This window comes from Streptomyces sp. NPDC057900, assembly GCF_042887885.1.
Lineage (GTDB): Bacteria > Actinomycetota > Actinomycetes > Streptomycetales > Streptomycetaceae > Streptomyces.
The window spans coordinates 1-26,004 of sequence record NZ_JBHVOI010000016.1 but is presented as its reverse complement, the minus strand read 5'-3'; the positions used below and the strand labels follow the sequence as shown (position 1 = coordinate 26,004).

Below are 26,004 nucleotides of genomic sequence, written 5' to 3'. Positions count from 1 at the left end.
GGGTGGTGAGAGGCACCACCCCGTGACCCCCGCCGGACGGGCATGATGGAGAGGAAGACCATGAGCGCGATTCACCCCACGATCACCGAGGTACTCAGCCGTACCTTCAGGGTGCCTGTGGCCGAGATTCTCCCGGGATCCACGATGGACAGCCTTGACATGGACTCCCTGGCAGTCGCCGAGTTCGCCGTCGTCATCAGGGAGGCCACCGGCGTCGAACTCGACCCGGGCACGCTGCACCGGGACACCACCCTCGCCGGACTCACGGAGTTCCTGCGCGCGAAGGCCGGTGGCGAGGCTCCGGTGAGCACCGTCCGATGAAGATGCCGTCCATCGCTGTCACCGGTCTGGGAATGATCACCCCGGTCGGCAACGACACCGAGTCCACCTGGGACGGGGTGTGCGCCGGGGTCAGCCCGGCCCGCACCGTCCCCGCACTCGCAGGGTGCGCCATCGACTTCGCCTGCACGGTCGACGGGATCGACCTGGACGCCGCCATCGGCCGGCGTACCGCCTTCCGCATGGGCAGGTACACGAAATTCGCCGTACTGGCCGCGCGGGAGGCGGTCTCCGACGCGGGACTCGACCCGGGCGGCTGGGACGGCAGCCGGGTCGCTGTCGTCGTCGGCACCAGCAGCGGCGGTTCCGCCGGTCTCACCGATCAGGCCCTGGTGCTGGAACGGCGCGGGCCCGAGGCGACCTCGCCGTCCGGGATCCTGCTCACCATCCCGAACATGCCCGCGGCGGAGATCGCCATCGAGATGAGCGCCACGGGCCCCAGCCTGGCGCCCTGCACGGCCTGCTCGTCCGGGGTCACCGCACTGTCGGTGGCCCGGGACCTGCTGGTCACCGGGCAGTGCGATCTGGCGATCGCGGGAGCCACCGAATCGACCCTGTTCCCGATCGCCATGACGGGGTTCGCCAGATCCGGCGCGGCCGCCCTCGCCGACCGGGACCTGTCCCGGCTCAGCAGGCCCTTCGCGGCCGACCGGGCCGGGCTCGTCATGGGGGAGGGCGCCGCCGTCATGGTGCTGGAGCGCGCCGCGGACGCCGAGGCCCGGGGTGCGGAGCCGCGCGCGCTCCTCGCGGGCACCGGCGCCACCACCGACGCCCACCACCCCACCAGCCCGCACCCCGACGGCCGGATCGCCCAGGCGGCCGTCGAGGCCGCGCTGCGCGACGCGGGCTGGCAGGCCGGGGACGTCGAGCACATCAACGCCCACGGCACGGCCACCCCGCGCAACGACGCGGCCGAAGCCGCCCTGATCGGCCGGGTCTTCCCGCACCGGCCGCCCGTCACCGCGCCCAAGGGCGTGCTCGGTCACTGCATGGGGGCGGCCGGAGCGATCGAGGCGGGGCTCACGATCCTGACGCTCCAGCGCGGAATCGTCCCGCCGGTCGCCAACCTGGACGCGCCCGCGCCCGGGTTCGACATCGACTGCGTGACCAAGCAGCCGCGGGAGCTGTCCGTCCGGCGTGCCGTCAGCCACTCCTTCGGATTCGGCGGCCACAACGCCGTGGTCGCACTCCAGCGGCCCTGACCGCGTAACCGGTGGAGCCGGGCCGGGCGGCCCCGTTCCACCGGACGCACGAGAGGGCGGACCCCCGTGATGCGGGTCCGCCCCTCGCTCCTGTCCGGTTAGGCCGGTCCGGCGCGGTGCGCGGGGTCAGCGGCGCCGTCCCTGACCGAACTCGCCGCCGGCGTCCTTGCCGCCCATGTCCTTGCCGTCCTTGGTCATGCCGTCCGCGTAGTCGATCTGCTCCTTGCGCAGTTCCGCGGAGACTTCCTTCTGCTCGGTCACCTTCTTCGTTTCCATCCGGACCCGCTCGACCGGCACGGTCTCCTTCCGCATCGTGGCGCGTTCGGCGTGCAGGGTGACCTCCACATCCTGTTCGTTGATGTCCGAGCGGGCCGCCTTGTCACCGGGCTGGAGCGGCTCGCGCACCACGCGGACCTCCTCGTGCGTCACGGGCACGGTCCTGGTGACGTTCTCGGTGACGACGTACTTGTGCAGGCGGGCCTTGCCGCTCTCGTACTCCTCGGTGCTGACGCGCAGCTGTTCCTCGGAGCGGATGAGTTCCTCCTTGCCGCCCAGGTCCGCGGAGGCGGACCGCTCCGCGCCCGCACCGGCCAGCGGACGGGCGGTGCCGGAGGTGTCGGCGTCCCGGTGCTTGCCGGTGCCCGCGGTGCCCGTGGCCTTCGCGCTGTCGGTGCCGCGTGCCGCACCCATGGCCCCGGCCCCGGCTCCTGCCCCGGCGGCCGCGCCGGCTCCGGCAGCGCCCATGGTTCCGGTGCCGGACGTGGTCGGCGCACCGGCCGTGCCGGCGGCCCCGGAACGGTCACCGAGCTTGCCGCCGGTGTTCCTGGTCAGACCGTAGTGCCGGTAGAGCTCCTCCTCCTCCGAGACGGAGAGATGAGCGTCCGCGTCCACCCGGGGGGCTTCCTTGACGCGGTCCTTCGGATGAGAGATGTGCAGGTCGGAGCCCACGCGACGGGCTCCGGCGAGAGGCACGAAACTCTCCTTCATACCGAACAGGCCGGTCTTCACCGTGATCCAGTCCGGTCGGCCGGTGTTGTCGTCGACATACACCCGCCCCACGTTGCCGATCTTCTCGCCCGCGGTGTCGTACACCGTCAGGCCGTCGAGCTCTCCGGAATCCGTGAAACCGTCAGCGGCTCCCATGACCGATTCCTCCTAGCCCGGGCGCGTCCTGTGGGTGGGTCCAGCAGGTGAGGCGCGTCCGGATTCCATCGCGCCTCACCCGGATGGACGCTGCAACTTCCCGGCCGGTGGGGGCGGGGCGCCCCGGACCCGACGGATGGGGCGGGGCCCCGCACGATGCCGCTGGGGCCCCCGCGAACCTGTTAGGCCAATCGAGTGAACGGCCGGTCGGGCGGGCCCGGCCCCGCGGCCACCGGTAGGCGGTCTTCCGTAACCGGCGCTGAGCAGGCGGTTCCCGCCGCGCGGCGAATTTCCGGCAAACCCTTGACACCCGCTTGACGCGGCACCATTCTTTCGCCAGAAATCGCAACGGCGTTGCGATTTCCGCACCGACAGACGGACGAAACCGACAGACGGACGAAGTGGACGAAGGAGGCCCGGCCCATGGCTGAGCGCGGCACGGACACCACCCCGGCCCGGGACGGACAGCAGGCCCCCGGAGTGCTGCAGACCGTCGACCGGGCCCTGCTCGTCCTGCTGACCTTCACCGAGCAGCGGCCCGAATGGGGCGTCAGCGAACTGGCCCGCCACCACGGCTGGGACAAGGCCGTCGTCCAGCGGCTGCTCACCACCCTGGCCGCCCGGGGCTTCCTGCTCTGCGACGACAACAGCCGCCGCTACCGCCCGGGTCCCGCGCTGTCCCGGCTGGCCAGGGTCAGCGAGCACAGCGGAGTGCTGTCCTCGATCGCCCGGCCGATACTCGCCCGGCTGCTCCGCGAGACCGGCGAGAGCGTCGTCCTCAACGTCCCGCACGGCGGCAGCTACCGTTGCGAAGCCGCCGTCGACGGCACCGGACCCGTCCGCTACACGGCGATCATCGGCGCCGTCATGCCCGGTCACGCCGGAGCGTCCGGACACACGATCTTCGCCTACCACCCCGAGCGCGAGATCCGGCAGATGTTCGGCGCCACCGGACTGACGCGCTTCAACGACCGCACCATCACGGACCTGGACGCCCTGCTCACCTGCTACGCACAGGTCCGCGCCGACGGTTACTGCGTCAGCCACGGCGAGTACGACGAAGCCGTCACAGCGGTCTCCGCCCCCGTCTTCCAGGGCGACGGCGTCCCCGCCTCCCTCACCGTCATCGGCCCGTCCCACCGCGTGGACCGGGCCGCCGAAACCCTCGTGACGCTGGTACGCGCCGGCGCGGCGGAGATCACCGCCGCCCTCGGCGGCTGAACCGGCCCCGCCACCGCCTCTCCGCGGCGTTCCCCGCCGCCGCGTGCCCCGGACTCCGCCCCACCGCGGAGACCCGGACCTGCCTCCCAGCCCTGCAAACCGAAGGGGGTGCCCCATGGCGCACCACGTCTCAGCGCCGCACCCTGCCCCGCCGCCGTCCGCCCCCGAGGAACCCCGGTCGCACCCCAGGGTGATGGAACCCGTGCTGCTGGTGATCCTGGTGGTGCTCTCCGCCGTGGGAGCCGTCATCGGCATCGACCTGGTCTCCAAGCTGGGCATCTCGGCCAACACCTCGGTCGTCGGCGCACTCGTCGCCATGCTCATCGGCCGCATCCCGCTGGGCTTCCTGCGCCGGATGCGTTCCGTGCACCGGCAGAACCTCGCGCAGAGCGCGATCTCCGCCGCCACCTTCGCCTCCGCGAACGCCCTGCTGACCTCCGTCGCCATCCCGTACGTCTTCGGGCGCCAGGACCTGGTCTGGCCGATGCTCGCGGGCGCGTCCGTCGGACTCGTCGTGGACGCCTGGGTGCTCTACCGCGCCTTCGGCTCCCGGCTGCTGCCCGCCGACGCCGCCTGGCCGCCCGGCACCGCCGCCGCCGAGACCATCAAGGCCGGCGACCGGGGAGGACGCCGGGCCCTGATCCTCGCGGGCGGCACCGCCGTCGGCCTCGCGGGAACCCTCTTCAGCCTGCCGCTCTCGGCCGCCGGGGTCGCCTTCCTGGGCAACGTCTGGGCGCTGATGATGTTCGGCATCGGCCTGATGCTGCGCCAGTACGGGATGGACCTCTTCCACACCGACCTGGGCGCCGGCTACATCCCGCACGGCGTCATGGTCGGCGCCGGCGTCGTGGCGCTCGGCCAGGCCGTGCACCTCCTGATCGGCCGTCGCGAGCGCAAACGAACGGCCGCCGCCGAGGAGACCCGGAGCGCCGCACACGTCGAGCCGGCGGACCCGAGCACCGCCTACACCGTCGACGAGCGCGCACTGCGGCTCTCCCTGATCCGCGGCTTCGTGCTCTTCACCGGGGGCGCCGTGATCCTCGCGGTGCTCGGCGGGCTGCTCGGCGACATGAGTCCGCTCGGCATCGTCGGCTGGGTGCTGTTCGCCGCCTTCGCCGCCCTGGTGCACGAACTGATCGTCGGCCTCGCGGCCATGCAGTCCGGCTGGTTCCCGTCCTTCGCCGTCACGCTGATCTTCCTCATCCTCGGCCTCGCCATAGGAATCCCGTCGGTACCGCTCGCCCTCCTGGTGGGGTACGTCTCCGCCACCGGCCCGGCCTTCGCGGACATGGGCTACGACCTCAAGGCAGGCTGGCTGCTGCGACGCGAGCACCGCCCCTGGGACCCCTTCGAGCGCGAGGGCCGCCGCCAGCAGTTCCTGGCCGCCCTCATCGGCTTCGCCGTCGCCCTCGCCGTCGTCGCCGTCGCCTGGCGCTCGTACTTCGGGCAGGGGCTCATCCCGCCCGTCGCCAAGGTGTACGCCGACACCATCAAGAGCGGCCTCAGCGACCCGGACGCGGTACGCACCATGCTCATCTGGGCCATCCCCGGCGCCGCCATCCAGCTGCTCGGCGGCACCCGTCGGCAGATGGGCGTCATGCTCGCCACCGGCCTGCTCATCCTCACCCCGCAGGCCTGCTGGCTGGTCCTCGGCGCCCTCGTCGTCCGGGTCGGCTACCGCAGGCTGCGCGGCCCCGCGGCCGACGAGGAACTCAACCTGGTGGGCGCCGGACTGATCGCCGGCAGCTCGCTCGGGGACTCGGCCCAGATCCTCAAGACCTGAGCCCGGCCGCCCCGCCCCCGAACCACATCCCGTACCACCGCACCACTCAGCACCACCCGTATGGCAAGGAGAACCACCCCGTGGACATGTACAGCAGGCTCGAACCGCGTCCCGAGTACCTCAGCTTCGAACTCGCCCTGGCCGCCCGCAAGCTCGTCGAGGAGGTCATGCTCGTCAAGCGCGGCGAGCACGTCGTCCTCACCGGCGACACCAGCAGCGACCGCCGGGTCATCGAAGCCACCGCGCAGGCCGTCGCCGCCGCCGGCGCACACCCCGTCGTCGTCTGGTACGAGACGCTGCCCGGCGCTTCCATGGAGCCGCCCCGGCCCGTCGCGGGAGCCATCGCCGACGCCGACGTGTGGATCGAGTTCGCCGTCTCGTACCTGATGCACTCCGACGCGTTCCGCGCCGCCATGGCGAACGGCTGCCGCTACACCAACCTCACCGCGATGGACGTCCAGATGCTGGTCGCCACCGTCGGACGCCCCGACTTCCAGGGCGTCATACGCCTGGGCAAGGCCCTGGTCGCCCTGCTGGAGGCGGCCGACGAGGTCCGGATCACCTCCGCCAACGGCACCGACCTGGTGGGCCGCAACGGCGACCGGCCGATCAACCTGCGCGGCAAGCCCGCGGAGAAGCCCGGCGAGACGGTCATGCTCTCCGGCCAGATCTCCTGGAACCCCCTTGAGGAGACCCAGGACGGCGTACTCGTCTTCGACGGTGCCCTGTGGCCGCCGGACGAGATCGGCCTGCTGCGCTCCCCGGTCCGCTGCACCGTCGAGAAGGGCGTCGTCACCAAGATCGAGGGCGGCGCCGACGCGGACACCTTCCGCCGCTGGATGGAGTCCTTCGACGACCCGAACATGTTCCGCGTCGCCCACTGGTCGCTCGGCTTCAACCCCGGCGTCCTGGCCCCGACCGGCCGCATCGTCGAGGACGAGCGCGTCTTCGGCTGCGTCGAACTCGGCATCGGCACCAAGGGCGCCTGGATCGGCGGCGAGCCGTGGGTCGCCGCCGCCCACACCGACGGCAGCGTCCTCGGCCCGTCCATCTACCTGGACGGCGTCGCCATCGAGGAGAACGGCCGCTACGTGCACCCGGACCTCGTGGAGATCTGCCGCGACCTGGGCGTCGCCGGCTACTGACCCCCTCCGGACCGGGCCCGCACCCCCGGTGCGGGCCCGTCCGCCACCCGTGAAACCGTTCCACGAGGCGGAACAGCGCGAGCCACGCGGAACAGCGCGAGCCACGCGGAACAGCGCGAGCCACGCGAGACGCGCGCCGGCAGAAACACGCGACGACAGAGACACACGACGCGAGATACGCGACGTGAGAGGAGCGCCATGTCCACCCCAGCCCCCGTCAGCTACCGCCACGGCGGCCTGGTCTGCACCGACCACACCCTCGACGTGCCGCTCGACCACAGCGACCCCGAGGGCCCCGCCATCGCGCTGTTCGCCCGCGAAGTCGTCGGGGAGGGACGCGAGCACGAGGACCTGCCCCGGCTCCTCTGGCTCCAGGGCGGCCCCGGCGGCCGCGCCGAACGCCCCAACGCCGCGGGGGCCTGGCTGCGCCGCGCGCTCACCGAGTACCGCGTCGTCCTGCTCGACCAGCGCGGCACCGGCCGCTCGACCCCCGCCGACCGGCGCACCCTGGCCCGGTTCGGTACGGACCACGCGGCGGCCGCCGGGTACCTCGCGCACTTCCGCGCCGACTCGATCGTCCGCGACGCCGAACTGCTGCGCCGCCGTCTCCAGGGCGAGCGGCCGTGGAGCGTGCTCGGACAGAGCTTCGGCGGCTTCACCACGCTCACCTATCTCAGCCTCGCCCCGGAAGGTCTCACCCGGGCCTACATCACCGGCGGGCTGCCGACGCTCACCGGCCACGCCGACGACGTGTACCGCGCCGCCTACGCCCGTACCCTCACCGAGAACGAGCGCTACTTCGACCGCTACCCCGGCGACCAGGCACTGGCCGACGCCGTCGCGGCGCACCTGGAAACCCACGACGTACGGATGCCGACCGGCGAACGCCTCACCGTGCGCCGCTTCCAGACCCTCGGCATCACGTTCGGCACCGCGTCCAAGTCCGAGTCGCTCCACTACCTCCTGGAGACCGCCTTCACCGAGGGTGCCGACGGGCCGGAGCTGACCGACACGTTCCTGCGCGGCGTCGACGCCGTCGTGTCCTTCGCCGAACGCCCCCTGTACGCAGCGCTCCACGAGCCGATCTACGCCCAGGGCGGCCGCCCCACCGACTGGTCCGCGCACCGTGTCCGCCAGGAGTTCCCGGCCTTCGACGCCACCGCCGGCGGCCCGCTCCGGTTCACCGGCGAGATGGTGTACCCCTGGCAGTTCGGGGAGGACCCCGCGCTCGTCCCGCTGCGCGGCGCGGCGGAGGAGCTCGCCGCGCGCACGGACTGGCCGGCCCTGTACGACCTGGACCGGCTCGCCGCCAATGAGGTCCCGGTCGTCGCCGCCGTCTACCACGACGACATGTTCGTCGACCGCGAGCACGCGCTGGCCACCGCGGACGCCGTACGCGGCCTGCGCACCTGGGTCACCGACGCCTACGCGCACGACGGGGTCAGGGCCGACGCCGCTGTGCTGGACCGGCTGATCGCGATGGGCCGCGGCGAGGCCTGACGGCGCACGCGGGCGGGAGCGGACGCGGGCGGGGCACCTCCGAGGCGCCCCGCCCCGGCGCATATGATCAACGGGTCCGCAGGGTGACCGCCGTCCTGCCGCGTCTTGGGGGTGTCTCATCCGTTCCGCACGCGTCCAGCTTCCCGAGCAGCGCGGTGAACTGCTGGCCCGGCACGAGGACGGCGTGGACCTCCACCATCTGGTGTGGCGGCTGGGGCCCGGCTGGCGGGTGTGCAGCAGCGCCGTGCTCGGCGGCGGCATCGGCCCGCGTGACTGGATCCTGAACGCCCAGGTGCCCGGTGGCTATCCGCGTACGGATCCGGACCGGCACCTGGCCGAGATCGCCGCGGCCGAACACCTCTCCGGGCCGGGCGCCGGACTGATGACGGCCGCCGACGTCACCGCGTACACGGTCGCCGTGGACGGGGATGTGACGGCCACCGCCACCTGCGGCCTCGGAGTGCGCGGCTGGGCGGCGGCCCCGGCGGAGGAGACCGGGGCGGCGCCGGGGCCCGGCACCGTCAACATCGTCGTCGTCCTGCCCGTGCCGCTCTGTGACGCCGCGCTCGTCAACGCCGTCGCGACCGCCACGGAGGCCAAGGTCCAGGCCCTCCTGGGGGCCCGGCTCTCCTGCTCCGGCACCCCCACCGACTCCGTCTGTATCGCGGCGCCCGAACCGGCCGACGGACCGGGCGAACTGTTCGCCGGGCCCCGCTCGCCCTGGGGGTCGCGGCTGGCCAGGGCCGTGTACACGGCGGTACTCGAAGGCGCGCTGCGGCAGTCCTGAGCATCCGCAACGCCGCGCGCGAACCCGGGCGCGGCCGACGAAGGGAATGGCCCCCATGAATTCAGCGACAGCCGCAGCGACCCCGCGACCGCCGGTCGTCGCCGTCCTCGGCACCGGGATCATGGGGTCCGCGATGACCCGCAGCATGATCCGGGCCGGGCTGGAGGTCCGCGCCTGGAACCGTACGTCGGCCAGGGCGGAGCCCCTGACGGCGGACGGCGCGACCGTGACCGAAACAGCCGCGGAAGCGGTACGCGGCGCCGACGTGATCCTCACCACGCTCAACGACACGACCTCCGTCGCCGCCGCGCTCACCGCCGCCTCCGACGGGGTGCGCCGGGGCCAGGTCCTGCTGCAGAGCTCCACGGTCGGACCGGACGGGGCGGTCGAACTGGCCCAGCGCGCCGCGGACCTGGGCCTCGTCTTCCTCGACGCGCCGGTCTCCGGAACCAGGCAGCCCGCGGAACAGGGCGCCCTGACCGTCTTCGTCTCCGGGCCGTCCGCCGCCCGTGCGGTGGCGGATCCGGTGTTCGACGCGATCGGACAGCGTACGGTCTGGGTCTCGGAGGAACCGGGGGCCGCGTCCAGGCTGAAACTCGTGGTGAACACCTGGGTGATGAACCTGGTGGGCTGCGTGGCGGAGAGCCTCAACCTCGCGGAGGGGCTGGGCGTCGACCCGCAGCTGTTCCTCGACGCCGTGCGGGGCGGCCCGCTCGACGCCGGCTATCTGCAGAGCAAGTCCGCCGCGGTGCTGTCCGGCGACCTCACTCCGAGCGTCTCCCTGAGCACGGCCCTGAAGGACACCCGCCTGATCCTCGACGCCGCCGAGCAGACCGGCGTACGGCTGGATCTGACCGCCGCGTCGGAGGTCCGCTTCGCCCGCGCCGAAGCGGCCGGGCACGGCGGCGAGGACATGATCGCCACCTACTACGTGGGCCGGACGGCGGACCGGGACGGCGACTGAATCGCGGGTGGCCCGCTCCGTCGCCCTGGCCTCGCCGCCGCGTCAGACCACCCGCACCTCGTGCCGGACCACGGCGTCGAAGAGATAGCCCTGCGTGTTGGGGACTGCCTTCTCCGGCTGGGTGCGACCCGACCGGTCCACGGCCCGCGCCAGCAGGACGGCCGGTCCACGGTCCTCCGGCACCCAGTCGGCCGACCAGCGGACCCAGCTTCCGCTCCGCGGCTCGTCGCGCAGCCGGGCGCGACGCCACCGCGCACCTCCGTCCGTACTGACCTCGACCGTGCGCACCGGCGCCCCGCCCGACCAGGACCTGCCCGTCAGCACATGGCGCCTGCGGGCCTGGAACGACGCGCCGGGCGACACCTCGAAGGCGCTCTTCAGCGTCTGCCGGGTCAGCGGCGCACTGCCCTCTGGCGGGTAGCCGGGGCCGAACAGCCGGTACAGCCCGGTGTTCCACGGGGAGAGCAGCGGCGACGCGCTCACCTCGATGTCACCGACCCACTTGATGTTCGCGACCCCGACCCAGGACGGCACGATCAGCCGCACCGGACTGCCGTGGTCGGGCGGCAGCGGCTCGCCGTTCATCTCGTGGGCGAGGATCACGTCGTCCAGCGCCTTCGCGACCGGCAGCGGCCGCCGGACCCGGCCGAGGTTGATCCCGTCACTGATCACCTCGTCGTCCAGTCCGCGCGGCAGCACATCCACCGCGTTCCGGGCGATGCCCGCCCGGCGCAGCACATCGGCCAGCCGCACCCCGCGCCAGCGGGCCGTACCGATCGCGCCGAGCGTCCAGGCCGTGCCGCTGACCTGCTCGCCCTGCTGCGTCGTGTAGTAGCTGCGGGCGTTGCCCGCGCACTCGACGAACGAGGTGACGGTGGCCGTGGGCAGCGCCCGCAGCTCGTCGTACGTGAACTCCGCCGCCGGGCCCCGCAGCCCGTCGCCCCACACCTTCAGCCTCCACTCGTCCGGGTCTATCCGAGGGGTCGTGGTGTGGTTGCGCACGAAGAAGCGGTCGGCGGGAGTGAGCAGCCCGCTCCGGCGCAGCGCCGCGAAGTTGGTCTCTGCGTTGGTGCCGCGCACCGTGAACACCTCGGGCGGCAGCGGCTTCACGATCCCGGGCGCGGGATCGGCCGCCGGGGCCGCCCGCGCGGGGGACGGGAGACCGGCGGGCAGTCCGGCGGCTGCCGAGGCGGCCGCCACCAGTCGCAGCAGATCACGGCGTTCGATCCCGGCGGAGCGCGCGGCGCCACGCGACCACTGGCGCAGCCGCATCCCGTCGTACGCGTCCTCTGACGGCGGAACGGAACTCATGAGCAACAACTCCCGGGGCGAGTGGACGGAAACAGCGGTGCGGGCATCAGCGGCCCGGATCCGGCCGGCCGGGCAGCAACTCCCGTACCAGAGCGCTCACCTGGACCGTCTCGATCAGGAATCCGTCGTGGCCGTGCGGCGACTCCACGATCCGGGCCCGGTCGGCGCCGGGCAGCAGCGCGGCCAGCTCCGCCTGCTGGGCGGGCGGATAGAGCCGGTCGGAGTCGATGCCCGCGATCAGCGCGGGCATCCGGGCACGGCGCAGCGCCTGCGCGGTGCCACCCCGGCCGCGCCCGATGTCGTGCCCGTTCATCGCCTCGGTCAGGGTGACGTAGCTGCTGGCGTCGAAGCGGTGCACCAGTTTGGCCGCGTGATGGTCGAGGTACGACTCCACCCGGTAGCGCCCGCCGTGCCGGGGACGCTCACCCGGCTGCGCGTCGCCGCCGAACCGGGCGTCGAGCTCGGGCTCGCTGCGGTAGGTGATGTGGGCGATCCTGCGGGCCAGGCCCAGGCCCCGGTGCGGGCCCTCGCCGGGTGCCGCGTCGTGGTAGTGGCCGTCGCGCCAGCCCGGGTCGGAGCGGATCGCGGAGATCTGCACGGACCCCCAGGCGATCTGCTCGGCCGAGGCCGCGGCGGGCGCCGCGAGCACCAGCAGCGAACCGGTGCGTTCCGGCCTGCCGACGGCCCATTCGAGCGCCCGCATGCCGCCCATCGAGCCGCCGATCACCGCCGCCCACCGGTCGATGCCCAGGGCGTCGGCCAGCGCCGCCTCGGCAGCCACCTGGTCACGGACCGTCAGACGGGGGAAGCCGCCGCCCCAGCGCGCCCCGCCCGGACCGATGGACGACGGGCCGGTGCTGCCCTGGCAGCCGCCCAGCACGTTCGGTGCGACGACGAACCAGCGCTCGGTGTCCAGCGCCTTGCCGGGGCCGACCAGCGCGTCCCACCACCCGGCAGTGGGGTGGCCGGGCTCCGCGGCCCCGGCCACATGGCTGTCCCCGGTCAGGGCGTGCAGCACCAGGACCGCGTTGGAACCGTTGGCCGCCCGGCGTCCCCATGTCTCGTACGCCAGTTGCACACCGGGCAGCTCCTCGCCCGACTCCAGCGGCAGCGCCCGGTCCGGGCGGACCCAGGAACGGCGGCCCGGCGGATCCCCCTCCCGCCGGCCTCCGGTGGCCGGCGGGAGGGGAAGCGCGGTGAAGGGGGCCGTCCGGTTCAGGACGCCGCCTTCGCGGCCCGGAACCCGGCCTCCAGATCGGCCTTGAGGTCGTCCACGTTCTCCAGCCCGACGGAGAGCCGGACCAGCCCGGCCGTCGCCCCGGTGGCGGCCAGCTGCTCCTCGGTCAGCTGGCTGTGCGTGGTCGACGCCGGGTGGATGATCAGGCTGCGTACGTCACCGATGTTGGCGAGGTGGCTGAACAGCTGGACCGCGTCCACGAACCTCTTGCCCGCCTCCACCCCGTCCCGCAGTTCGAAGGCGAGCACAGCGCCCGCGCCACGCGGCAGATACCGGCGCCCCGCTTCGTACCACTTGCTCGATTCGAGCCCGGCGTAGTGGACGGCCGACACCTCGTCCCGGCGCTCCAGCCATTCGGCCAGCGCCAGGGCGTTCGCGGTGTGCCGCTCCAGCCGGAGGCTCAGTGTCTCCACACCCTGGAGCAGCAGGAAGGCGGAGTGCGGGGAGAGCGCGGGGCCGAGGTCGCGCAGCAGCTGTACCCGGAGCTTGACCGCGAAGGCGCTGGGGCCGAGGTCCGGCCAGTAGCGCAGACCGTGGTAGCTCGGGTCGGGGGAGCTGAAGTCCGGGAACCGCTCGGCGTGCGCACCGAAGTCGAACGTACCGGCGTCCACCACCACACCGCCGATGGTGGTGCCGTGCCCGCCGAGGAACTTGGTCGCCGAGTGGATCACGACGTCCGCGCCGTGCTCGATCGGACGCAGCAGGAAGGGCGTGGGCACGGTGTTGTCGACGACCAGCGGAACCCCGGCCGCGTGCGCGGCGTCGGCGACCGCCCGGATGTCCAGGACGTCACCGCGCGGATTGCCCAGCGTCTCCGCGAACAGCGCCTTGGTGTTCGGCCGGATCGCCGCGGACCACGCCTCGATGTCGTCCGGGTCGTCGACGAACGACACCTCGATGCCGAACCGGGGGAGCGTGTGGCGCAGCAGGTTGTACGTGCCTCCGTACAGCGAGGTGGACGAGACGATGTGGTCTCCCGCACCGGCCAGCGTCAGCAGGGCGAGGGTCTCCGCGGCCTGCCCGGAAGCGAGGGCCACCGCGGCGACTCCGCCTTCCAGCGCGGCGATCCGCTGCTCCAGGACGTCCTGGGTGGGGTTGTGGATCCGGGTGTAGATGTTGCCGGGCTCGGCCAGCGAGAACAGGTCCGCGGCGTGCTGGGTGTCCCGGAAGATGAACGACGTCGTCTGGTAGATCGGGACCGCTCGGGCGCCGGTCGCCGGATCGGGGACGGCCCCGGAGTGGATCTGCTTGGTCTCGAACGACCAGGCGGCGCGCGGTTCCTGACGGTCCTGGTCCTCGGGGGTATGACCTGCGGTGACGGAGTCCACGGGCTGGCTCATGGTGTTCCTCTGCGGTTCTCGGCGCGGGTGTGGTCCCGCCGCGGGCACGCCGAAGCCAAGGGCGGTGCCTGGGGCGGGAGGTAACGCTGCGGTGCGTCCGGGCAGGTCAGTTGCTCAACGGAGCGCGGCGCGGCGGCTACACGCGGAGGACGCGAGGCGTCCCAGATCGACGTGGCGACGCGAGACGAGAGGCAGGGTCGCGGGCATGCGGCGAGCGTGTCAGCGGGCCCGGTACGCGTCAACCGCCCGGCAACCCGGCCGGGTCGTGCGCAGGGACCGTTCGACACGTACGCGGCAGCGGGCACGGGACGACGGTGTGCCGCACCCGTACAGCGCCGGACCCTCACGGACCTGCACGGACGTGCGGGCGCGCGCGGCGGACAGCCGACTGCCCGGACCACCGGGGGGAACCGGTGGTCCGGGCAGGGGGCGTGGCACGATTTCATCGGGCCGAAACAACAGCGGCCCGTGGCCGCCGCTCAGCGTGCGGCCGGGACCTCCACGATCGAGCGGCCCGCCCAGCCGGGTGCCGCTTCCGTGAGGGCGACGAGGCACTCGCGTACCCGGTCGGGGAAGGGCGCGGTACGGCCGGCCTGCTGGTCCACATGGAGGGCGAGCAGTTCGCTCGTCGCGACGGGCTCCGCGTCCGGGGCCGGTTCGGTGTCGTCCTGCGCGTCGGGCCCGAGCACGTACAGCTCATGGGTGAACCGGGTCTTCTTCGCGTCGGCGCCGAGCACCCGGGTCCGGACGGCCAGCCGGTCGCCCTCCGAGACGTCGCGCAGATAGCGGATATGGGACTCGACCGTGTACAGCGAACAGCCGGTGCGCTCCCGGTACTCGGAGTTCAGACCGGTCTCGATCATCATCCGGTCGGTCGCGAAACCGAAGACGAGTACGTAGAACGCCTCGCTCATATGGCCGTTGTAGTCGATCCACTCCGGGCGCACGGTCTCCCGGTGCAGCGGCAGCGCGGTCACTTGGCCGCCTCCTCCGCGCTCCGCCCGGCGAGCCGGCCGGTGGCGCGCAGGACTTCGATGACGCCGCGGTCGCGTTCGGCCACCAGGTCCGCGATGCTGCGGCCGTCCGCCGCCTCTTCGCAGCCGCGCACCACCGCGTCGTACAGCTCCCGGTCCAGTTCGGGGGCTTCGAGCCGGGTCCACGGGGCCTTGAGGGAGGGGCCGAAGTGGTCCAGCATGTGCGCCATGCCGCCCTCGCCGCCCGCGAGCGCGAAGGTCAGCATCGGCCCCATGCAGGCCCAGCGCAGTCCGGGTCCCTCCGTGATGGAGGCATCGATCTCCGCGACCGTCGCCTCACCGTTGGCGACCATGTGCAGCGCCTCGCGCCACAGGGCCTCCTGGAGGCGGTTCGCGATGAAGCCGGGGACCTCGCGCGCCATCGTGATGACGGACTTGCCCGCGACCTCGTAGAACCGGGACGCCCAGCCGACGGCGGACGGTGCGGTCAGCTCGCCGCCCACCACCTCGACCAGCGGGATCAGATACGGCGGATTGAACGGGTGCCCCACGACCAGCCGCCCGGCACCGGCGGCGCGGGTCTGCATGTCGGTCATCGGGTAGCCGGACGTCGAGGACGCGATCACGACCCCGGCGGGCGTGGCGGCGTCGAGGCGGGCCAGCAGATCCCGCTTGAGCTCCAGCTTCTCCGGAGCGCTCTCCTGGACGAACTGGGCGTCGGACACCGCCTCTTCGAGCGTCGGTACGACCGTGAGCCGGTCCGGCGACGCCCCCTCGGCGAGGCCGAGCTGCTCCAGCGCGGGCCAGGCGGCGTCCACCAGCCGGCGGAGCTTCTCCTCGGCGTCGGGGGCCGGGTCCCAGGCGGTGACGTCGTAGCCACGGGCCAGGAAGTGCGCGACCCAGCCGCCGCCGATCACTCCGGCGCCCACGCACGCCACGCGGCGTACGTCCTCGGGGGCGCAGGGAGCGGGCGCGGTAGCGGTGGTTCGTTCGGGCTGTGAGGGCTGTGAGAGCTGCGCGGGCTCTGTGGGCTGTGCGGGCTCTGCGGGCTGTGCGGCGTTCATCGTGCGGTTCTCCAGAACGAGTGGGGGAGGGGGGCGGCCGGGACGCGTCTCAGCCGCGGGGCTTGAGTCCGAGTCGCTGACGGGCCTCGTCCGGGGTGGCGACGCGGGAGCCCAGCGACTCGGTGATCTGCACGGCGCGCTCCACCAACTGGGCGTTGGTGGCCTTGACGCCCTTGCCGAGGTACAGGTTGTCCTCAAGGCCGACCCGGACATGGCCGCCGAGGAGGATCGACTGCGCGACCCACGGCATCTGCATCCGGCCCAGCGCGAAGCTCGCCCACTGCGCGCCCTCGGGCAGCATGTTCACCATCGACTGGAGCACCCCGGGATCGGCGGGCGCGCCCCACGGCACGCCCATGCAGAGCTGGAAGACGGTCGGGGCGTCGAGCAGCCCCTCGGCGAGGAGCTGCTTGGCGAACCACAGCTGCCCGGTGTCGAAGATCTCCAGCTCCGGGCGTACACCCAGCTCCTGGATACGGCGGGCGCCCGCCCGGAGCATGTCCGGGGTGGAGACGTACAGGTTGCTGCCGTCGCCGAAGTTGAGCGAGCCGCAGTCGAGCGTGCAGATGTCCGGCAGCAGGTCCTCGACGTGGGGGAGGCGTTCCAGCCCGCTGACCAGGTCGGTGCCCGGCAGCTGCCGCAGCGGGGCGTCGGGGTCGATCACCAGATCGCCGCCCATCCCGGCGGTCAGATTGATGACGACATCGGTTCCGGTCTCCTTGATGCGCTCGACGACCTCCCGGTACAGGCGCGGATCACGGGAGGGCGCGCCGGTCTCCGGCTCACGGACGTGGATGTGCACGACAGCGGCGCCGGCCCCGGCAGCCTCGACGGCGGAACGGGCGATCTGCTCGGGAGTGACGGGCACATGGGGGCTCTTGCGGACCGTGTCACCGGCCCCGGTGAGGGCACACGTGATGATGACGTCCTGGTTTACGGGCATGCTGAAGCGGCTCCTGATCAGAGGTGGGATCTGCTGAGATGGGGATCTGCTGAGTCGGGTCTACTGGGGTCGGGATCTGCTGAGGCCGGCGTGTGCGGTGCCGAGTGATGGCGCGGGGCAGGCGGGGGCCGGCCGACGGTGTGGACGACGGTATGGCGGCGGCCGGCCGGCGGTCAGTCGGCGGTCAGGGTCGCGTCCACGTAGCGGAGCAGCGCACTGTGCATGTCCTCGGCGCTGGTGCCCGGTTCCCCCGGCGTTGTGGCGAGCACCTGGGTGGCCAGTCCGTCGATGAGGGCGGTGAGACCGATGGCGGCGGCCTCCGGATCGACCGGCCGGAACACCTTCTGGGCGACGCCGCGTCCGATCACCTCCGCGACCGTGGCCCGCCACTGCCGGTAGTACTCCACATGGAGTTCTCCGACCGCGGTGGAGCGCGCCGCCTCGGCCCACAGGTCGAGCCAGACGCTCCACTGGCGGCGCTGCTGGGGGGTGTACGGGGTCTGGAGTTCGATCAGCAGGCGGAGTTCGTCGCCGGCGTGGTGCGTGTCCGCCGTCCCGGCCGCGCGTCTGGCGGTGTCCTCGTCCATGCACCAGCGGGCGGCCGCCTCCAGCAGTTCGTCCCGCCCGGGGAAGTGGTAGTGGATGGCGGCGGTACTGGTTCCGCAGGCCTCGGCGATGTCGGAGACCCGTACGGAGTGGAATCCGTGCTCCGCGATCAGCCGGACGGTCTGCCGGACGATCTGGAGCGGTCTGCCGCTGTCCGCCGCCGGTCGTACGGGGGCGGCGTCGCGGACGCGCCGGGGGCGGGCGGCCGACAGCGCGGCCCCGGCCCGCGGCGCGGGCGCCGCGCCCTGCTCCGGACGCGTCCCGAGCAGCCAGCCGACGTCGACCCCGGCGATGTCGGCCACCCGGGCCAGTTCGGCCGCGGTGAAGCGGCGGGTGCCGCCGAGCGAGCGCGAGAGCTTCGACGGATCTATGACCATCCGCCGCGCGAACTCGCGCTGACTCACTCCGGCATTCCGGATCACCTGCCGGACCCGCTCGGCCGCCTCATCGTGCTGCATGGTCGGTCACGTTACCCATGCGTTGAGAAGATCTCAACATCAGTCGAGGGATGTTTCCGCGACACGATGTGCGCGACACGATATGACAGCGTGCGAAAGGGTGTGCATTGAGGTGCTGACTGATGCGTCAGTCAGCTCATTCCTCGATGAGCATCCCGCTTCGGAGCTTGCCGAGAATCCGGCTGATCAGGCGCGAGACGTGCATCTGCGAGATACCGAGTTCGCTGCCGATCTGCGACTGCGTCAGCTCCTGGCCGAAACGCATCTCGATGATCCGGTGCTCGCGCGCGTCCAGTTCACCGAGCAGCGGCGCCAGTGTCTGCAGGTTCTCCACCGTCTCCATCGCGGGGTCCGCCTCGCCCAGCGCCTCGGCGAAAGTGCGCCCCGGAGTTCCGTTGCGGCCCGTCTCCGTCGCGTCGGTCGGCATGTCCAGGGAGCCCGCGGTGTATCCGTTGGCCGCGACGATCCCCTCGGTCACCTGCTCCTCTGTGATCCCGAGGTGTTCGGCCAGCTCCTGGACAGAGGGCTCCCGGTCGAGCTCCGTGGCCAGGCACTCCTTCGCCTTGGCGATGTCGACACGCAGCTCCTGGAGCCGGCGCGGCACGTGCACCGCCCAGGTGGTGTCGCGGAAGAACCGCTTGATCTCTCCGACGATGTACGGCACGGCGAATGAGGTGAACTCGACCTCGCGGGACAGGTCGAACCGGTCGATCGCCTTGATCAGCCCGATCGTGCCTACCTGGACGATGTCCTCCATGTCGCCGCTGCCGCGGTTACGGAACCGGCCCGCGGCGAACCGGACCAGCGAGAGGTTCATCTCGATGAGCGTGTTGCGCGCGTACTGGTGCTCGGCGGTGCCCTCCTCCAGGACCTGGAGCCGGTCGAAGAACAGCTTCGACAGCGCCCGCGCGTCCTTGGGGGCGACCTTGCCGGCGTCCTCGATCCACGGAAGGTCCGTGGCCCCGGGGGCGTCCGCGGCGTTCCCGCCGCCGGTCATGCCCATCACGCCGGTCATGTTGGTGGTGTCCACCATGACCGCGGCGGGTGCCGCGGCTGTCGCGGCGGGGTCCCCCGCCGCCGTCGACCGTGCACTCTCCGCTCGCTCCGAACCGGCGGTCTGCGCAGTGTGCGCCGTCATCTCTTCACGCTCCCCTGGTCGTAGGCCATGAGGTGTAGGCGTATGCCCGCAGAGAGCCCACCCATGCGGGCAGCTGAGAGTTGATCAGGTCACAACCGGTCAATGGCCGAGAATCGACGTGATCCCTTGTCATATCTGTGCAGGGGAACGGATTCGGCAGCAGAACCGCCCCACCGGTACGGGGGAGCCCGGTGGGGCGGTCGCCACCAGAGTGCCACAGCCCCGGGCGCAATGGGCACCGACCGGCGCATATCCAGCGGTAGTTGAGTTGAAATCGACGGTGCCCCGGCTCGCGGTTTCCGGCCGAGGGCCGCGGTCGCGCGGATGACCTGCGGCGGGGGAGCGGAGGACGGTCGCGATACGACTGGCGGGAATCGGTCAGCGGGCGGCCGGCAGTGTCCTGTCACGGCTCCGTGAACCCGGCACCTCCCCGGGAATACCCGCACCTGTGAGGGACTTCCTGCTGCTGTGGGCACCGTCCGGGTGGCCGGTGCCGCGGCGGAACAGCCATGGGAAACAGCCACGGCGGACAGTCGTGGGAGACAGGAGAGGGAGCTCATGCCGAAGGCGTACGTGTTCACCCGCAACGGCGGGCCGGAGGTGGAGGCTCTCGTCGAGCAGGAGGCCCCGGTGCCCGGTCCCGGGGAGCTGCTCGTCGCCGTACGGGCGGCGGGCGTCAACCCGGTCGACTGGAAGCTGCGCACGGGCTACACCAGGCCCGGCAGTGATCCCCAGCCGTTCCCCACCGTCTTCGGCAGCGAGGCCGCCGGGACCGTCGTGGCGGCCGGCCCGGACGTCGAAGGGTTCGAGGCCGGCGACGAGGTGTTCGGCACTCCGGTGACCGGCGGGTACGCCGAGTACACGCTGCTGCCCGCCGGGGCGACCGCGCACAAGCCGGCCGGGCTGTCGTTCACCGACGCGGCCGCGCTGCCGGTCGCGGCCGCCACCGCGTACGACGGGCTGCGCCAGCTCGCTCCCGCCGCAGGCTCGACGCTGCTGGTGACCGGCGCAGGCGGCGGCGTCGGAAACGCGGCGGTCCAGCTCGCGCACCACGCGGGCGTCAAGGTCGTCGCGGTGGCGGGTGCGGCGAAGAAGGACTTCGTCGAGTCGCTCGGCGCGACGCACGTCGAATCCGGAGCCTCGCTCGCGGACCGGGTACGGGCGGCGGCCCCCGACGGCATCGACGCGGTCTTCGACCTGGTCGGCGGTGACACCCTGCGGGAGGCGGCCTCGCTGCTCGCCGATCCCGCCGCCCTCATCAGCGCGGCCGACAAGGCGCTCGCGGTGGAGCTGGGCGGTGCCGCGGTGGTCCGGGCCCGTACCTCCGCGGTCTTCGGAGAGGTCGCGGACCTCGTCGTCACCGGAGCCCTGCGGACCCATGTCACCCGGACCTACCCGCTGAGCGCGGCGGGCGAGGCGCTGCGGGCCGTGGAGAGCGGCCACGCCCGGGGGAAGACCGTGATCGAGGTGACCGCATGAGCACGCGGCAGCCCCTGCCCGGCGGCGGGCACCCGCTGGACGACCCGGTCGGCTCCTCGCTGACCGGGCCGCACGCCCGTTTCGCGGAACGCCGCGGGCGCGTCCTGCGCTACCCGGCCGCCGTCACCCCCTGGGTCGCGCTTCCCGACCGGCCGGGGCCCGCGGACTGGGCCGACGCCGCGGCGCTCGCCGGGCCGGGCGCGGAGATCACCATCACCGCCTTCCGGGAGCCGCCGCCGGACGACTGGGAGCGGACCTTCCACGCCGAGGGCGTCCAGCTGGTCGACGCGGGCGTCGCGGCCGCCCCGGATCCGGAGGCGGTGCGGCTCGGACCCGCCGACGTGCCCGAGATGCTCGACCTGGTGGCACGCACCCGGCCGGGACCCTTCCTGCCGCGCACCATCGAACTCGGCACCTATCTCGGAATCCGGCGCGAGGGGGCGCTGGTCGCGATGGCCGGGGAACGGCTGCACCCGCCCGGCTGGAGCGAGATCAGCGCGGTCTGCACCGACGAGTCCGTACGCGGGCAGGGGCTCGCCACCCGGCTGCTGCTCGCCGTCTCCCACGAGATCAGGGAACGCGGCGAAACGCCGTTCCTGCACGCGGCGGCGGACAACGTCCATGCCGTGCGGCTCTACGAGTCCCTCGGATTCCGGCTCCGTCGGCGGACGGCCTTCCTGGCGGCGCTCGTACCCGGCGTCGGGGCTCCCCGTCCGGCCGGGGGAGAGGTGGCTGACGCGGCGGCCCGCGGCTGATCCCGCGCTGATTCGCTGATTCCCGGTATCCCGGACGGACGCCGGTCATGCCGGGACGTCCGTCCGGGACTTCCGGCCCGACGAACGCCGTCGGCCGGTGACCGGTGACCTTCGGCGTGGCTCAAAAGGCCGAAAGCCCCCTGCGCCGATGCCCCGGGTCCAGGTGGACTGGAGATGATTGCCGGGGCGTGCCCGGCGCCTGCGGGAGGAGAGGGCACAGTGACGATCGGGGTGCGGCGTCCGCCGATGGCGCACAGCGTGGAGCCACCGGTGGCCGACGCGGGGGAGCGGGCCGCCGTCGCGGCCCGGATCAGTACCCCGGTCCTGATGGGCGGGCTGGCCCTGCTCTCCCTCGCTGTGGTGTGCCTGGACGTCCTGACCGGTGAGGACCTGCAGCTCATCCCCCTGCTGGTCGTCGTGCCCGCACTCGTCTCGGTGTTCTGTACGGTCCGGCAGACCGTCGCCGCGGCGCTCTGGATCATGCCCGTCGTCGTCATCTCCCGGCTGGTGTCGGGGGGCTCGTTCTGGGACCTGGCGAGCGGCGTCTGCTTCACCGTGCTGGCCTGTGCGCTCGGCGTCGCCGCCTGTGCGCGCAGGATCCGGCACGTCAGCGCGATCGCCAGGCTGCGGTCCGCGGCCGTCACCCTGCAGCGGCAGATCCTGCGCCCGCTGCCGGTGCTGACCGACCAGGTCCTCGTGGACGGCATCTACGCGCCGATCGAGGAGGACCACCTGGTCGGCGGCGACATCTACGAGATCGTCCAGTCCCCGTACGGCACCCGCGTCATCATCGGTGACGTACAGGGCAAGGGCCTCGCCGCCATAGGGGTGGGCTTCGCCGCGCTCGGCGCGTTCCGGGAGGCCGCCATCCGCGAGCCCGCCCTGACCGGCGTGGTGGACGCGGTCGAGGACGCGGTCGCCCGGCACAACGCCTTCTCCGCCCAGACCGGCGAGACCGAACGCTTCGTCACCGCGCTGGTGCTCGGCCTCGATGGCGCGGGCCGGGTGCAGGCCGTCAACTGCGGCCATCTGCCGCCCCGGATGCTGCACGAGGGGGTGGCGGCCGCTGTTCCGCTGCGCCGTACGTCTGTGCCGCTGGGCATGGCGGAGCTGAGCAGCGAGGCGCGCGTCGCGGAGTGGCTGGACTTCCCGCCCGGCGCGACGCTCCTGATGTTCACCGACGGAGTGACCGAGGCCCGTGACGCCTCGGGAGCCTTCTATCCGCTGGACGCCCGCCTGAGCCACTGGACCCGGCTCGGCCCGCGGGAGCTGCTGGACACGCTCCACGCGGACCTGGAGGCCTTCTCCGGCGGCGTGCGACGCGACGACATCGCGGCGATCACCTTGCGTGCCACTTCGCCGGGGGCCCACCGCCGCCCCGAGACCGCCGCCGTCGGCGCCGACGCCGGCGCCCGGCGGGCCGCAGAGGCGTTCAGCGGCCGGTAGGCCCGGCTCCGACGCCCCTTCGGATGTCCCGAAGGGGCGTTTGTCGCATCGGGACATTATTGGGTGTACGGTGCATGTATGAACCGGGAACGGAAGACCCCGGAGAGGCGGAGCCGCAAGGCCCGCCGGACCCGGGACACGCTGGCCCAGGCCGCGTTCGAGCTGGTGCTCGACCGGGGCCTGAGGGAAGTGACGGTCGAGGAGATCGCGGAACACGCGGATGTCGACCGCCGCACCTTCAGCCGGTACTTCACCAGCAAGGAAGCCGCCGTACTGGACTCGGTCCGGGGCGACGGCGACCGGATCAACGACGCCCTGCGGGCCCGTCCCGCCGGCGAACCGCCGCTCACCGCCTACCGCCGGGCCGTCCTGGACTGGCTGGAGGACCCCGGCGCGGATGCCTGGCACCGCCGCCCGAGGATCTTCGAACTGCTGGTCCTCGCCGAGCGGGAGCCGACGCTCTACGCGGCGTTCCACCACATCCGGGTGGACGCCCAGGAGGACTCGGTCGCCATCGTCGCGCAGCGGCTGGGCACCGACCCGCGGCAGGACCTCCGTCCCGCCGTCACGGTGGCCGCCGGAGCGGGGGCGCTCCTCGCCGCCCAGGCCGCCTGGGTACGCGGAAACTGCCCCGAGGAGCTGCCCCGGCTCGTCGAGCAGGCATTCGACGCTCTTTCGGCGGAACTGTTCGCACAGATTCCCGCCGGACCGGCGTCACACAGCACCACGGAAGGAAACGGAACATCATGAGCACCACCCCCGCCACCACCGAGCAGGAATTCGCCGGACGCACGGCCCTCGTCACCGGAGGTGCCTCCGGCATCGGACTGGCCCTCGCCCACCGGCTCGCCGCCTCGGGCGCGTCCGTGGTCGTGGCCGACTACGACGAGGAGAGCGCCCGCAAGGCGGTCGCCGCACTGGAGAGCGCCGGGGCGAAGGCCGCGGCCGTCGCCATGGACGTCACGGACCCCGCTTCCGTCGAAGCGGGCGTGCGGTTCGCCGTCGACACCTTCGGAGCCCTGCACCTCGCGGTGAACAACGCGGGCATCGGCGGCCCGAGCAGCCCGACCGGCGACTACGCCGTCGAGGACTGGAACCGGGTCGTCGCCACCAACCTCAGCGGCGTCTTCTACTCGATGCGCTACGAGCTCCCCGCGATCGTCGCCGCCGGCGGTGGCGCCATCGTCAACATGTCGTCGATCCTCGGCACCAACGGCTTCGCCGGCTCGCCCGCGTACGTCGCCGCCAAGCACGGAGTCGTCGGCCTCACCAAGACGGCGGCCCTTGAGTACGCGGCACAGAACGTCCGCGTCAACGCGGTCGGCCCCGGCTTCATCGACACCCCGCTGCTGCGCAACACGGACGGCCCCGCCCGCGACCACCTCATCTCGCTGCACCCGGCCGGCCGCCTCGGCACCGCGCAGGAGGTGGCGGAGCTCGCCGCCTTCCTGCTCTCCGACCGCGCCTCGTTCATCCACGGCAGCTACCACCTCGTGGACGGCGGATACTCCGCCTCCTGAATGGCGCACGGGGGCTTCGGGGGTGAGAAATAGAACAGCAGAGGTCAAGGAGGACCCATGAAAGCCGTTCAGTACCGCACCGTCGGCGCCGCGCCGGAGGTCGTCACCGTGCCGGACCCGGAACCCGGCCCCGGCCAGGTTCTGCTGAAGGTCACCGCCGCAGGTGTCTGCCACTCGGACATCGCGGTGATGAGCTGGCCCGCCGAGCAGCTGACGTTCCCGCTGCCGCTCACCCTCGGACACGAGGGTGTCGGGACCATCGCCGCACTCGGCGACGGGGTCGGCGGGCTCACCGTCGGCGAATCGGTCGCGGTCTACGGCCCCTGGGGCTGCGGGACGTGCGTCAAGTGTGCCGAGGGCAAGGAGAACTACTGCCTGCGCGCCAAGGAGCTCGGCATCAACCCGCCGGGCCTCGGATCGCCCGGCGCCATGGCCGAGTACATGATCGTCGACGACCCGCGCCACCTGGTGCCGCTGGGCGACCTCGACCCGGTCCAGGCCGTGCCGCTCACCGACGCCGGCCTCACCCCGTACCACGCGATCAAGCGCTCCCTGCCGAAGCTGGTGCCCGGCGCGACCGCCGTCGTCATCGGCACCGGCGGACTCGGACACGTGGCGATCCAGCTGCTGCGCGCCATGACGGCCGTCCGGGTCATCGCCCTGGACGTCACGGAGGACAAGCTCGCCCTCGCCCGCACCGTCGGGGCGCACGAGACCGTCCTGTCCGACGAGCACGCCGCGGCGCGAATCCGTGAGCTGACCGGCGGCATCGGCGCGCAGGTCGTCCTCGACTTCGTCGGCGCACCGCCCACCGTGGCCACCGCGGGCGCCGCGGCCGCCATCGACTCCGACGTCACGATCGTGGGCATCGGCGGCGGGGCGCTGCCGGTGGGCTTCGGCTCCCTGCCGTTCAGCACCACGGTGACCGCCCCGTACTGGGGATCACGCTCCGAGCTGGCCGAGGTCCTCGATCTCGCCCACGCCGGGTCGGTCGAGGTGCACGTCGAGACGTACTCGCTGGACGAGGCGCCGCTGGCGTACGAACGGCTGCACGACGGCAAGATCAGCGGCCGGGCCGTCATCCTCCCCAACGGCTGACCCTCCGAGCCAGTCCACACCGCTCCCGCGGGCCGTCGCGTCGTGCGATACGGCCCGCGGGAGCGGTGGCGTATCCGCGCTTCCGGGTTCACCCCGTGCCGCACGCGGGGGATACTGCCCGCATGGAATTCGCCGCGATGATGACACTGCCCGGACTGGTGATCGGTCTGACCGTCGTCGCTTTCCTCGATCAGCTGATGCTTCGCGCGGGCCGGGCCGGTCTGCTGCCGTGGCGCAACAGCGCCCGGCAGGGCCAGGTCTCGGCGACCGGTTTCGAGCAGCTGCACGCGACCTTCTCGCCCGGCAAGCAGAGCGAGCTCAAGGAACGGCAGAGCGCCCTGCTGCTCCGCGACGACGAGGAGGACGGCGCCCCGCCGCACCGCTCCACCGTCGACCTCGACGGCGGTCTCGCCGTCATCCGCATGCCCGGCCACGAAGGCTAAGGGCTGTCCCGCCCTAGGGCGTGTCGTCAAACTGCCGTCTGCCGGGCGACGCCATGCACGCACTCTCGCCGCACCGGCCCCAGACCCCGGTACGTCCAGTACAGGGGC

The 26,004-nt window shown here is 72.6% G+C and carries 25 protein-coding genes; 15 read left to right on the top strand and 10 right to left on the bottom strand.

Annotated features, from left to right (window positions below; genetic code table 11):
- Positions 1 to 60: 60 nt before the first annotated feature.
- Both ACFVQ0_RS33960 and ACFVQ0_RS33955 read left to right on the top strand, forming a co-directional pair.
- On the top strand, positions 61 to 321 hold the full coding sequence (locus tag ACFVQ0_RS33960) for an acyl carrier protein (RefSeq protein WP_390093018.1): 261 nt from the start codon (positions 61 to 63) through the stop codon (positions 319 to 321).
- Positions 318 to 1,541: a beta-ketoacyl-[acyl-carrier-protein] synthase family protein gene (locus ACFVQ0_RS33955; RefSeq protein ID WP_390093017.1), complete on the top strand. Its 1,224-nt coding sequence runs from the start codon at positions 318 to 320 to the stop codon at positions 1,539 to 1,541. Before ACFVQ0_RS33960 ends, ACFVQ0_RS33955 begins: the two co-directional genes overlap by 4 nt.
- Before the next feature lie 126 nt (positions 1,542 to 1,667).
- On the opposite strand, the gene ACFVQ0_RS33950 is transcribed toward ACFVQ0_RS33955, so the two are convergent.
- Positions 1,668 to 2,684, bottom strand: coding sequence for a PRC and DUF2382 domain-containing protein (locus ACFVQ0_RS33950; protein WP_390093016.1), 1,017 nt, complete (start codon positions 2,682 to 2,684; stop codon positions 1,668 to 1,670).
- Between the two features lie 423 nt (positions 2,685 to 3,107).
- Here ACFVQ0_RS33950 and ACFVQ0_RS33945 point away from each other — a divergent pair, with 423 nt between their 5' ends.
- From ACFVQ0_RS33945 to ACFVQ0_RS33920, 6 genes are all read left to right on the top strand, one after another.
- Complete coding sequence (locus ACFVQ0_RS33945) at positions 3,108 to 3,905, top strand: IclR family transcriptional regulator (protein ID WP_390093015.1); 798 nt, start codon at positions 3,108 to 3,110, stop codon at positions 3,903 to 3,905.
- Between the two features lie 115 nt (positions 3,906 to 4,020).
- Positions 4,021 to 5,688, top strand: coding sequence for an OPT/YSL family transporter (locus ACFVQ0_RS33940; RefSeq protein ID WP_390093014.1), 1,668 nt, complete (start codon positions 4,021 to 4,023; stop codon positions 5,686 to 5,688).
- An 86-nt stretch (positions 5,689 to 5,774) separates the two neighbouring features.
- Positions 5,775 to 6,833 (top strand): hypothetical protein, encoded by a 1,059-nt coding sequence (locus ACFVQ0_RS33935; RefSeq protein ID WP_390093129.1) that lies wholly within the window; start codon positions 5,775 to 5,777, stop codon positions 6,831 to 6,833.
- A 198-nt stretch (positions 6,834 to 7,031) separates the two neighbouring features.
- A complete protein-coding gene (locus ACFVQ0_RS33930) occupies positions 7,032 to 8,333 on the top strand; it encodes an alpha/beta fold hydrolase (protein WP_390093013.1) in 1,302 nt (433 codons plus the stop codon).
- Positions 8,334 to 8,517: 184 nt separating this feature from the next.
- Positions 8,518 to 9,120, top strand: coding sequence for an adenosylcobinamide amidohydrolase (locus ACFVQ0_RS33925; protein ID WP_390093012.1), 603 nt, complete (start codon positions 8,518 to 8,520; stop codon positions 9,118 to 9,120).
- A 55-nt stretch (positions 9,121 to 9,175) separates the two neighbouring features.
- The gene (locus tag ACFVQ0_RS33920; protein ID WP_390093011.1) at positions 9,176 to 10,084 is read left to right on the top strand and encodes an NAD(P)-dependent oxidoreductase; all 909 of its coding nucleotides are present in this window, start codon (positions 9,176 to 9,178) and stop codon (positions 10,082 to 10,084) included.
- A 42-nt stretch (positions 10,085 to 10,126) separates the two neighbouring features.
- Here ACFVQ0_RS33920 and ACFVQ0_RS33915 read toward each other — a convergent pair whose 3' ends face one another.
- From ACFVQ0_RS33915 to ACFVQ0_RS33875, 9 genes are all read right to left on the bottom strand, one after another.
- On the bottom strand, positions 10,127 to 11,395 hold the full coding sequence (locus ACFVQ0_RS33915; RefSeq protein ID WP_390093010.1) for a sulfite oxidase: 1,269 nt from the start codon (positions 11,393 to 11,395) through the stop codon (positions 10,127 to 10,129).
- Between the two features lie 46 nt (positions 11,396 to 11,441).
- Complete coding sequence (locus tag ACFVQ0_RS33910; protein WP_390093128.1) at positions 11,442 to 12,614, bottom strand: homoserine O-acetyltransferase; 1,173 nt, start codon at positions 12,612 to 12,614, stop codon at positions 11,442 to 11,444.
- On the bottom strand, positions 12,611 to 13,972 hold the full coding sequence (locus ACFVQ0_RS33905) for a bifunctional o-acetylhomoserine/o-acetylserine sulfhydrylase (protein WP_390093009.1): 1,362 nt from the start codon (positions 13,970 to 13,972) through the stop codon (positions 12,611 to 12,613). Before ACFVQ0_RS33905 ends, ACFVQ0_RS33910 begins: the two co-directional genes overlap by 4 nt.
- A gap of 114 nt (positions 13,973 to 14,086) precedes the next feature.
- The gene (locus ACFVQ0_RS33900; protein ID WP_311307387.1) at positions 14,087 to 14,179 is read right to left on the bottom strand and encodes a putative leader peptide; all 93 of its coding nucleotides are present in this window, start codon (positions 14,177 to 14,179) and stop codon (positions 14,087 to 14,089) included.
- 272 nt (positions 14,180 to 14,451) lie between these two features.
- Positions 14,452 to 14,949, bottom strand: coding sequence for a thioesterase family protein (locus ACFVQ0_RS33895; RefSeq protein ID WP_390093008.1), 498 nt, complete (start codon positions 14,947 to 14,949; stop codon positions 14,452 to 14,454).
- Positions 14,946 to 16,010: a 3-hydroxyacyl-CoA dehydrogenase NAD-binding domain-containing protein gene (locus tag ACFVQ0_RS33890; RefSeq protein ID WP_390093007.1), complete on the bottom strand. Its 1,065-nt coding sequence runs from the start codon at positions 16,008 to 16,010 to the stop codon at positions 14,946 to 14,948. Before ACFVQ0_RS33890 ends, ACFVQ0_RS33895 begins: the two co-directional genes overlap by 4 nt.
- A 49-nt stretch (positions 16,011 to 16,059) precedes the next feature.
- Positions 16,060 to 16,953 carry a 3-keto-5-aminohexanoate cleavage protein gene (locus ACFVQ0_RS33885; RefSeq protein ID WP_390093006.1) on the bottom strand — a complete coding sequence of 298 codons (894 nt, stop codon included), beginning with the start codon at positions 16,951 to 16,953 and terminating at the stop codon, positions 16,060 to 16,062.
- A 173-nt stretch (positions 16,954 to 17,126) separates the two neighbouring features.
- On the bottom strand, positions 17,127 to 18,017 hold the full coding sequence (locus ACFVQ0_RS33880; protein ID WP_390093005.1) for a TetR family transcriptional regulator C-terminal domain-containing protein: 891 nt from the start codon (positions 18,015 to 18,017) through the stop codon (positions 17,127 to 17,129).
- Between the two features lie 136 nt (positions 18,018 to 18,153).
- On the bottom strand, positions 18,154 to 19,020 hold the full coding sequence (locus tag ACFVQ0_RS33875; RefSeq protein ID WP_390093127.1) for an RNA polymerase sigma factor SigF: 867 nt from the start codon (positions 19,018 to 19,020) through the stop codon (positions 18,154 to 18,156).
- 693 nt (positions 19,021 to 19,713) lie between these two features.
- Here ACFVQ0_RS33875 and ACFVQ0_RS33870 point away from each other — a divergent pair.
- The 7 genes from ACFVQ0_RS33870 to ACFVQ0_RS33840 all read left to right on the top strand — a co-directional run bounded on the left by ACFVQ0_RS33870 (position 19,714) and on the right by ACFVQ0_RS33840 (position 25,896).
- Positions 19,714 to 20,634, top strand: coding sequence for an NADP-dependent oxidoreductase (locus tag ACFVQ0_RS33870; RefSeq protein ID WP_390093004.1), 921 nt, complete (start codon positions 19,714 to 19,716; stop codon positions 20,632 to 20,634).
- Positions 20,631 to 21,389, top strand: a complete 759-nt coding sequence (locus tag ACFVQ0_RS33865; protein ID WP_390093003.1) for a GNAT family N-acetyltransferase — start codon at positions 20,631 to 20,633, stop codon at positions 21,387 to 21,389. The genes ACFVQ0_RS33870 and ACFVQ0_RS33865 overlap by 4 nt, the downstream gene beginning before the upstream one ends.
- A 219-nt stretch (positions 21,390 to 21,608) precedes the next feature.
- Positions 21,609 to 22,835: a PP2C family protein-serine/threonine phosphatase gene (locus ACFVQ0_RS33860; RefSeq protein WP_390093002.1), complete on the top strand. Its 1,227-nt coding sequence runs from the start codon at positions 21,609 to 21,611 to the stop codon at positions 22,833 to 22,835.
- A gap of 78 nt (positions 22,836 to 22,913) precedes the next feature.
- Positions 22,914 to 23,585, top strand: a complete 672-nt coding sequence (locus ACFVQ0_RS33855) for a TetR family transcriptional regulator (RefSeq protein ID WP_390093001.1) — start codon at positions 22,914 to 22,916, stop codon at positions 23,583 to 23,585.
- Positions 23,582 to 24,355 carry an SDR family NAD(P)-dependent oxidoreductase gene (locus tag ACFVQ0_RS33850; protein WP_390093000.1) on the top strand — a complete coding sequence of 258 codons (774 nt, stop codon included), beginning with the start codon at positions 23,582 to 23,584 and terminating at the stop codon, positions 24,353 to 24,355. Before ACFVQ0_RS33855 ends, ACFVQ0_RS33850 begins: the two co-directional genes overlap by 4 nt.
- Before the next feature lie 57 nt (positions 24,356 to 24,412).
- Positions 24,413 to 25,453: an NAD(P)-dependent alcohol dehydrogenase gene (locus ACFVQ0_RS33845; RefSeq protein WP_390092999.1), complete on the top strand. Its 1,041-nt coding sequence runs from the start codon at positions 24,413 to 24,415 to the stop codon at positions 25,451 to 25,453.
- 122 nt (positions 25,454 to 25,575) lie between these two features.
- Positions 25,576 to 25,896, top strand: a complete 321-nt coding sequence (locus ACFVQ0_RS33840; RefSeq protein ID WP_073737983.1) for a DUF6191 domain-containing protein — start codon at positions 25,576 to 25,578, stop codon at positions 25,894 to 25,896.
- Positions 25,897 to 26,004: the final 108 nt, after the last annotated feature.

Excerpts from the sequence above, each read along its gene's own strand:
- ACFVQ0_RS33960 (WP_390093018.1), top strand. The coding sequence starts at position 61 with ATGAGCGCGATTCACCCCACGATCACCGAGGTACTCAGCCGTACCTTC.
- ACFVQ0_RS33955 (WP_390093017.1), top strand. The coding sequence starts at position 318 with ATGAAGATGCCGTCCATCGCTGTCACCGGTCTGGGAATGATCACCCCG.
- ACFVQ0_RS33950 (WP_390093016.1), bottom strand. The coding sequence starts at position 2,684 with ATGGGAGCCGCTGACGGTTTCACGGATTCCGGAGAGCTCGACGGCCTG.
- ACFVQ0_RS33945 (WP_390093015.1), top strand. The coding sequence starts at position 3,108 with ATGGCTGAGCGCGGCACGGACACCACCCCGGCCCGGGACGGACAGCAG.
- ACFVQ0_RS33940 (WP_390093014.1), top strand. The coding sequence starts at position 4,021 with ATGGCGCACCACGTCTCAGCGCCGCACCCTGCCCCGCCGCCGTCCGCC.
- ACFVQ0_RS33935 (WP_390093129.1), top strand. The coding sequence starts at position 5,775 with ATGTACAGCAGGCTCGAACCGCGTCCCGAGTACCTCAGCTTCGAACTC.
- ACFVQ0_RS33930 (WP_390093013.1), top strand. The coding sequence starts at position 7,032 with ATGTCCACCCCAGCCCCCGTCAGCTACCGCCACGGCGGCCTGGTCTGC.
- ACFVQ0_RS33920 (WP_390093011.1), top strand. The coding sequence starts at position 9,176 with ATGAATTCAGCGACAGCCGCAGCGACCCCGCGACCGCCGGTCGTCGCC.
- ACFVQ0_RS33915 (WP_390093010.1), bottom strand. The coding sequence starts at position 11,395 with ATGAGTTCCGTTCCGCCGTCAGAGGACGCGTACGACGGGATGCGGCTG.
- ACFVQ0_RS33905 (WP_390093009.1), bottom strand. The coding sequence starts at position 13,972 with ATGAGCCAGCCCGTGGACTCCGTCACCGCAGGTCATACCCCCGAGGAC.
- ACFVQ0_RS33900 (WP_311307387.1), bottom strand. The coding sequence starts at position 14,179 with ATGCCCGCGACCCTGCCTCTCGTCTCGCGTCGCCACGTCGATCTGGGA.
- ACFVQ0_RS33890 (WP_390093007.1), bottom strand. The coding sequence starts at position 16,010 with ATGAACGCCGCACAGCCCGCAGAGCCCGCACAGCCCACAGAGCCCGCG.
- ACFVQ0_RS33885 (WP_390093006.1), bottom strand. The coding sequence starts at position 16,953 with ATGCCCGTAAACCAGGACGTCATCATCACGTGTGCCCTCACCGGGGCC.
- ACFVQ0_RS33880 (WP_390093005.1), bottom strand. The coding sequence starts at position 18,017 with ATGCAGCACGATGAGGCGGCCGAGCGGGTCCGGCAGGTGATCCGGAAT.
- ACFVQ0_RS33875 (WP_390093127.1), bottom strand. The coding sequence starts at position 19,020 with ATGGGCATGACCGGCGGCGGGAACGCCGCGGACGCCCCCGGGGCCACG.
- ACFVQ0_RS33870 (WP_390093004.1), top strand. The coding sequence starts at position 19,714 with ATGCCGAAGGCGTACGTGTTCACCCGCAACGGCGGGCCGGAGGTGGAG.
- ACFVQ0_RS33865 (WP_390093003.1), top strand. The coding sequence starts at position 20,631 with ATGAGCACGCGGCAGCCCCTGCCCGGCGGCGGGCACCCGCTGGACGAC.
- ACFVQ0_RS33855 (WP_390093001.1), top strand. The coding sequence starts at position 22,914 with ATGAACCGGGAACGGAAGACCCCGGAGAGGCGGAGCCGCAAGGCCCGC.
- ACFVQ0_RS33850 (WP_390093000.1), top strand. The coding sequence starts at position 23,582 with ATGAGCACCACCCCCGCCACCACCGAGCAGGAATTCGCCGGACGCACG.
- ACFVQ0_RS33845 (WP_390092999.1), top strand. The coding sequence starts at position 24,413 with ATGAAAGCCGTTCAGTACCGCACCGTCGGCGCCGCGCCGGAGGTCGTC.
- ACFVQ0_RS33840 (WP_073737983.1), top strand. The coding sequence starts at position 25,576 with ATGGAATTCGCCGCGATGATGACACTGCCCGGACTGGTGATCGGTCTG.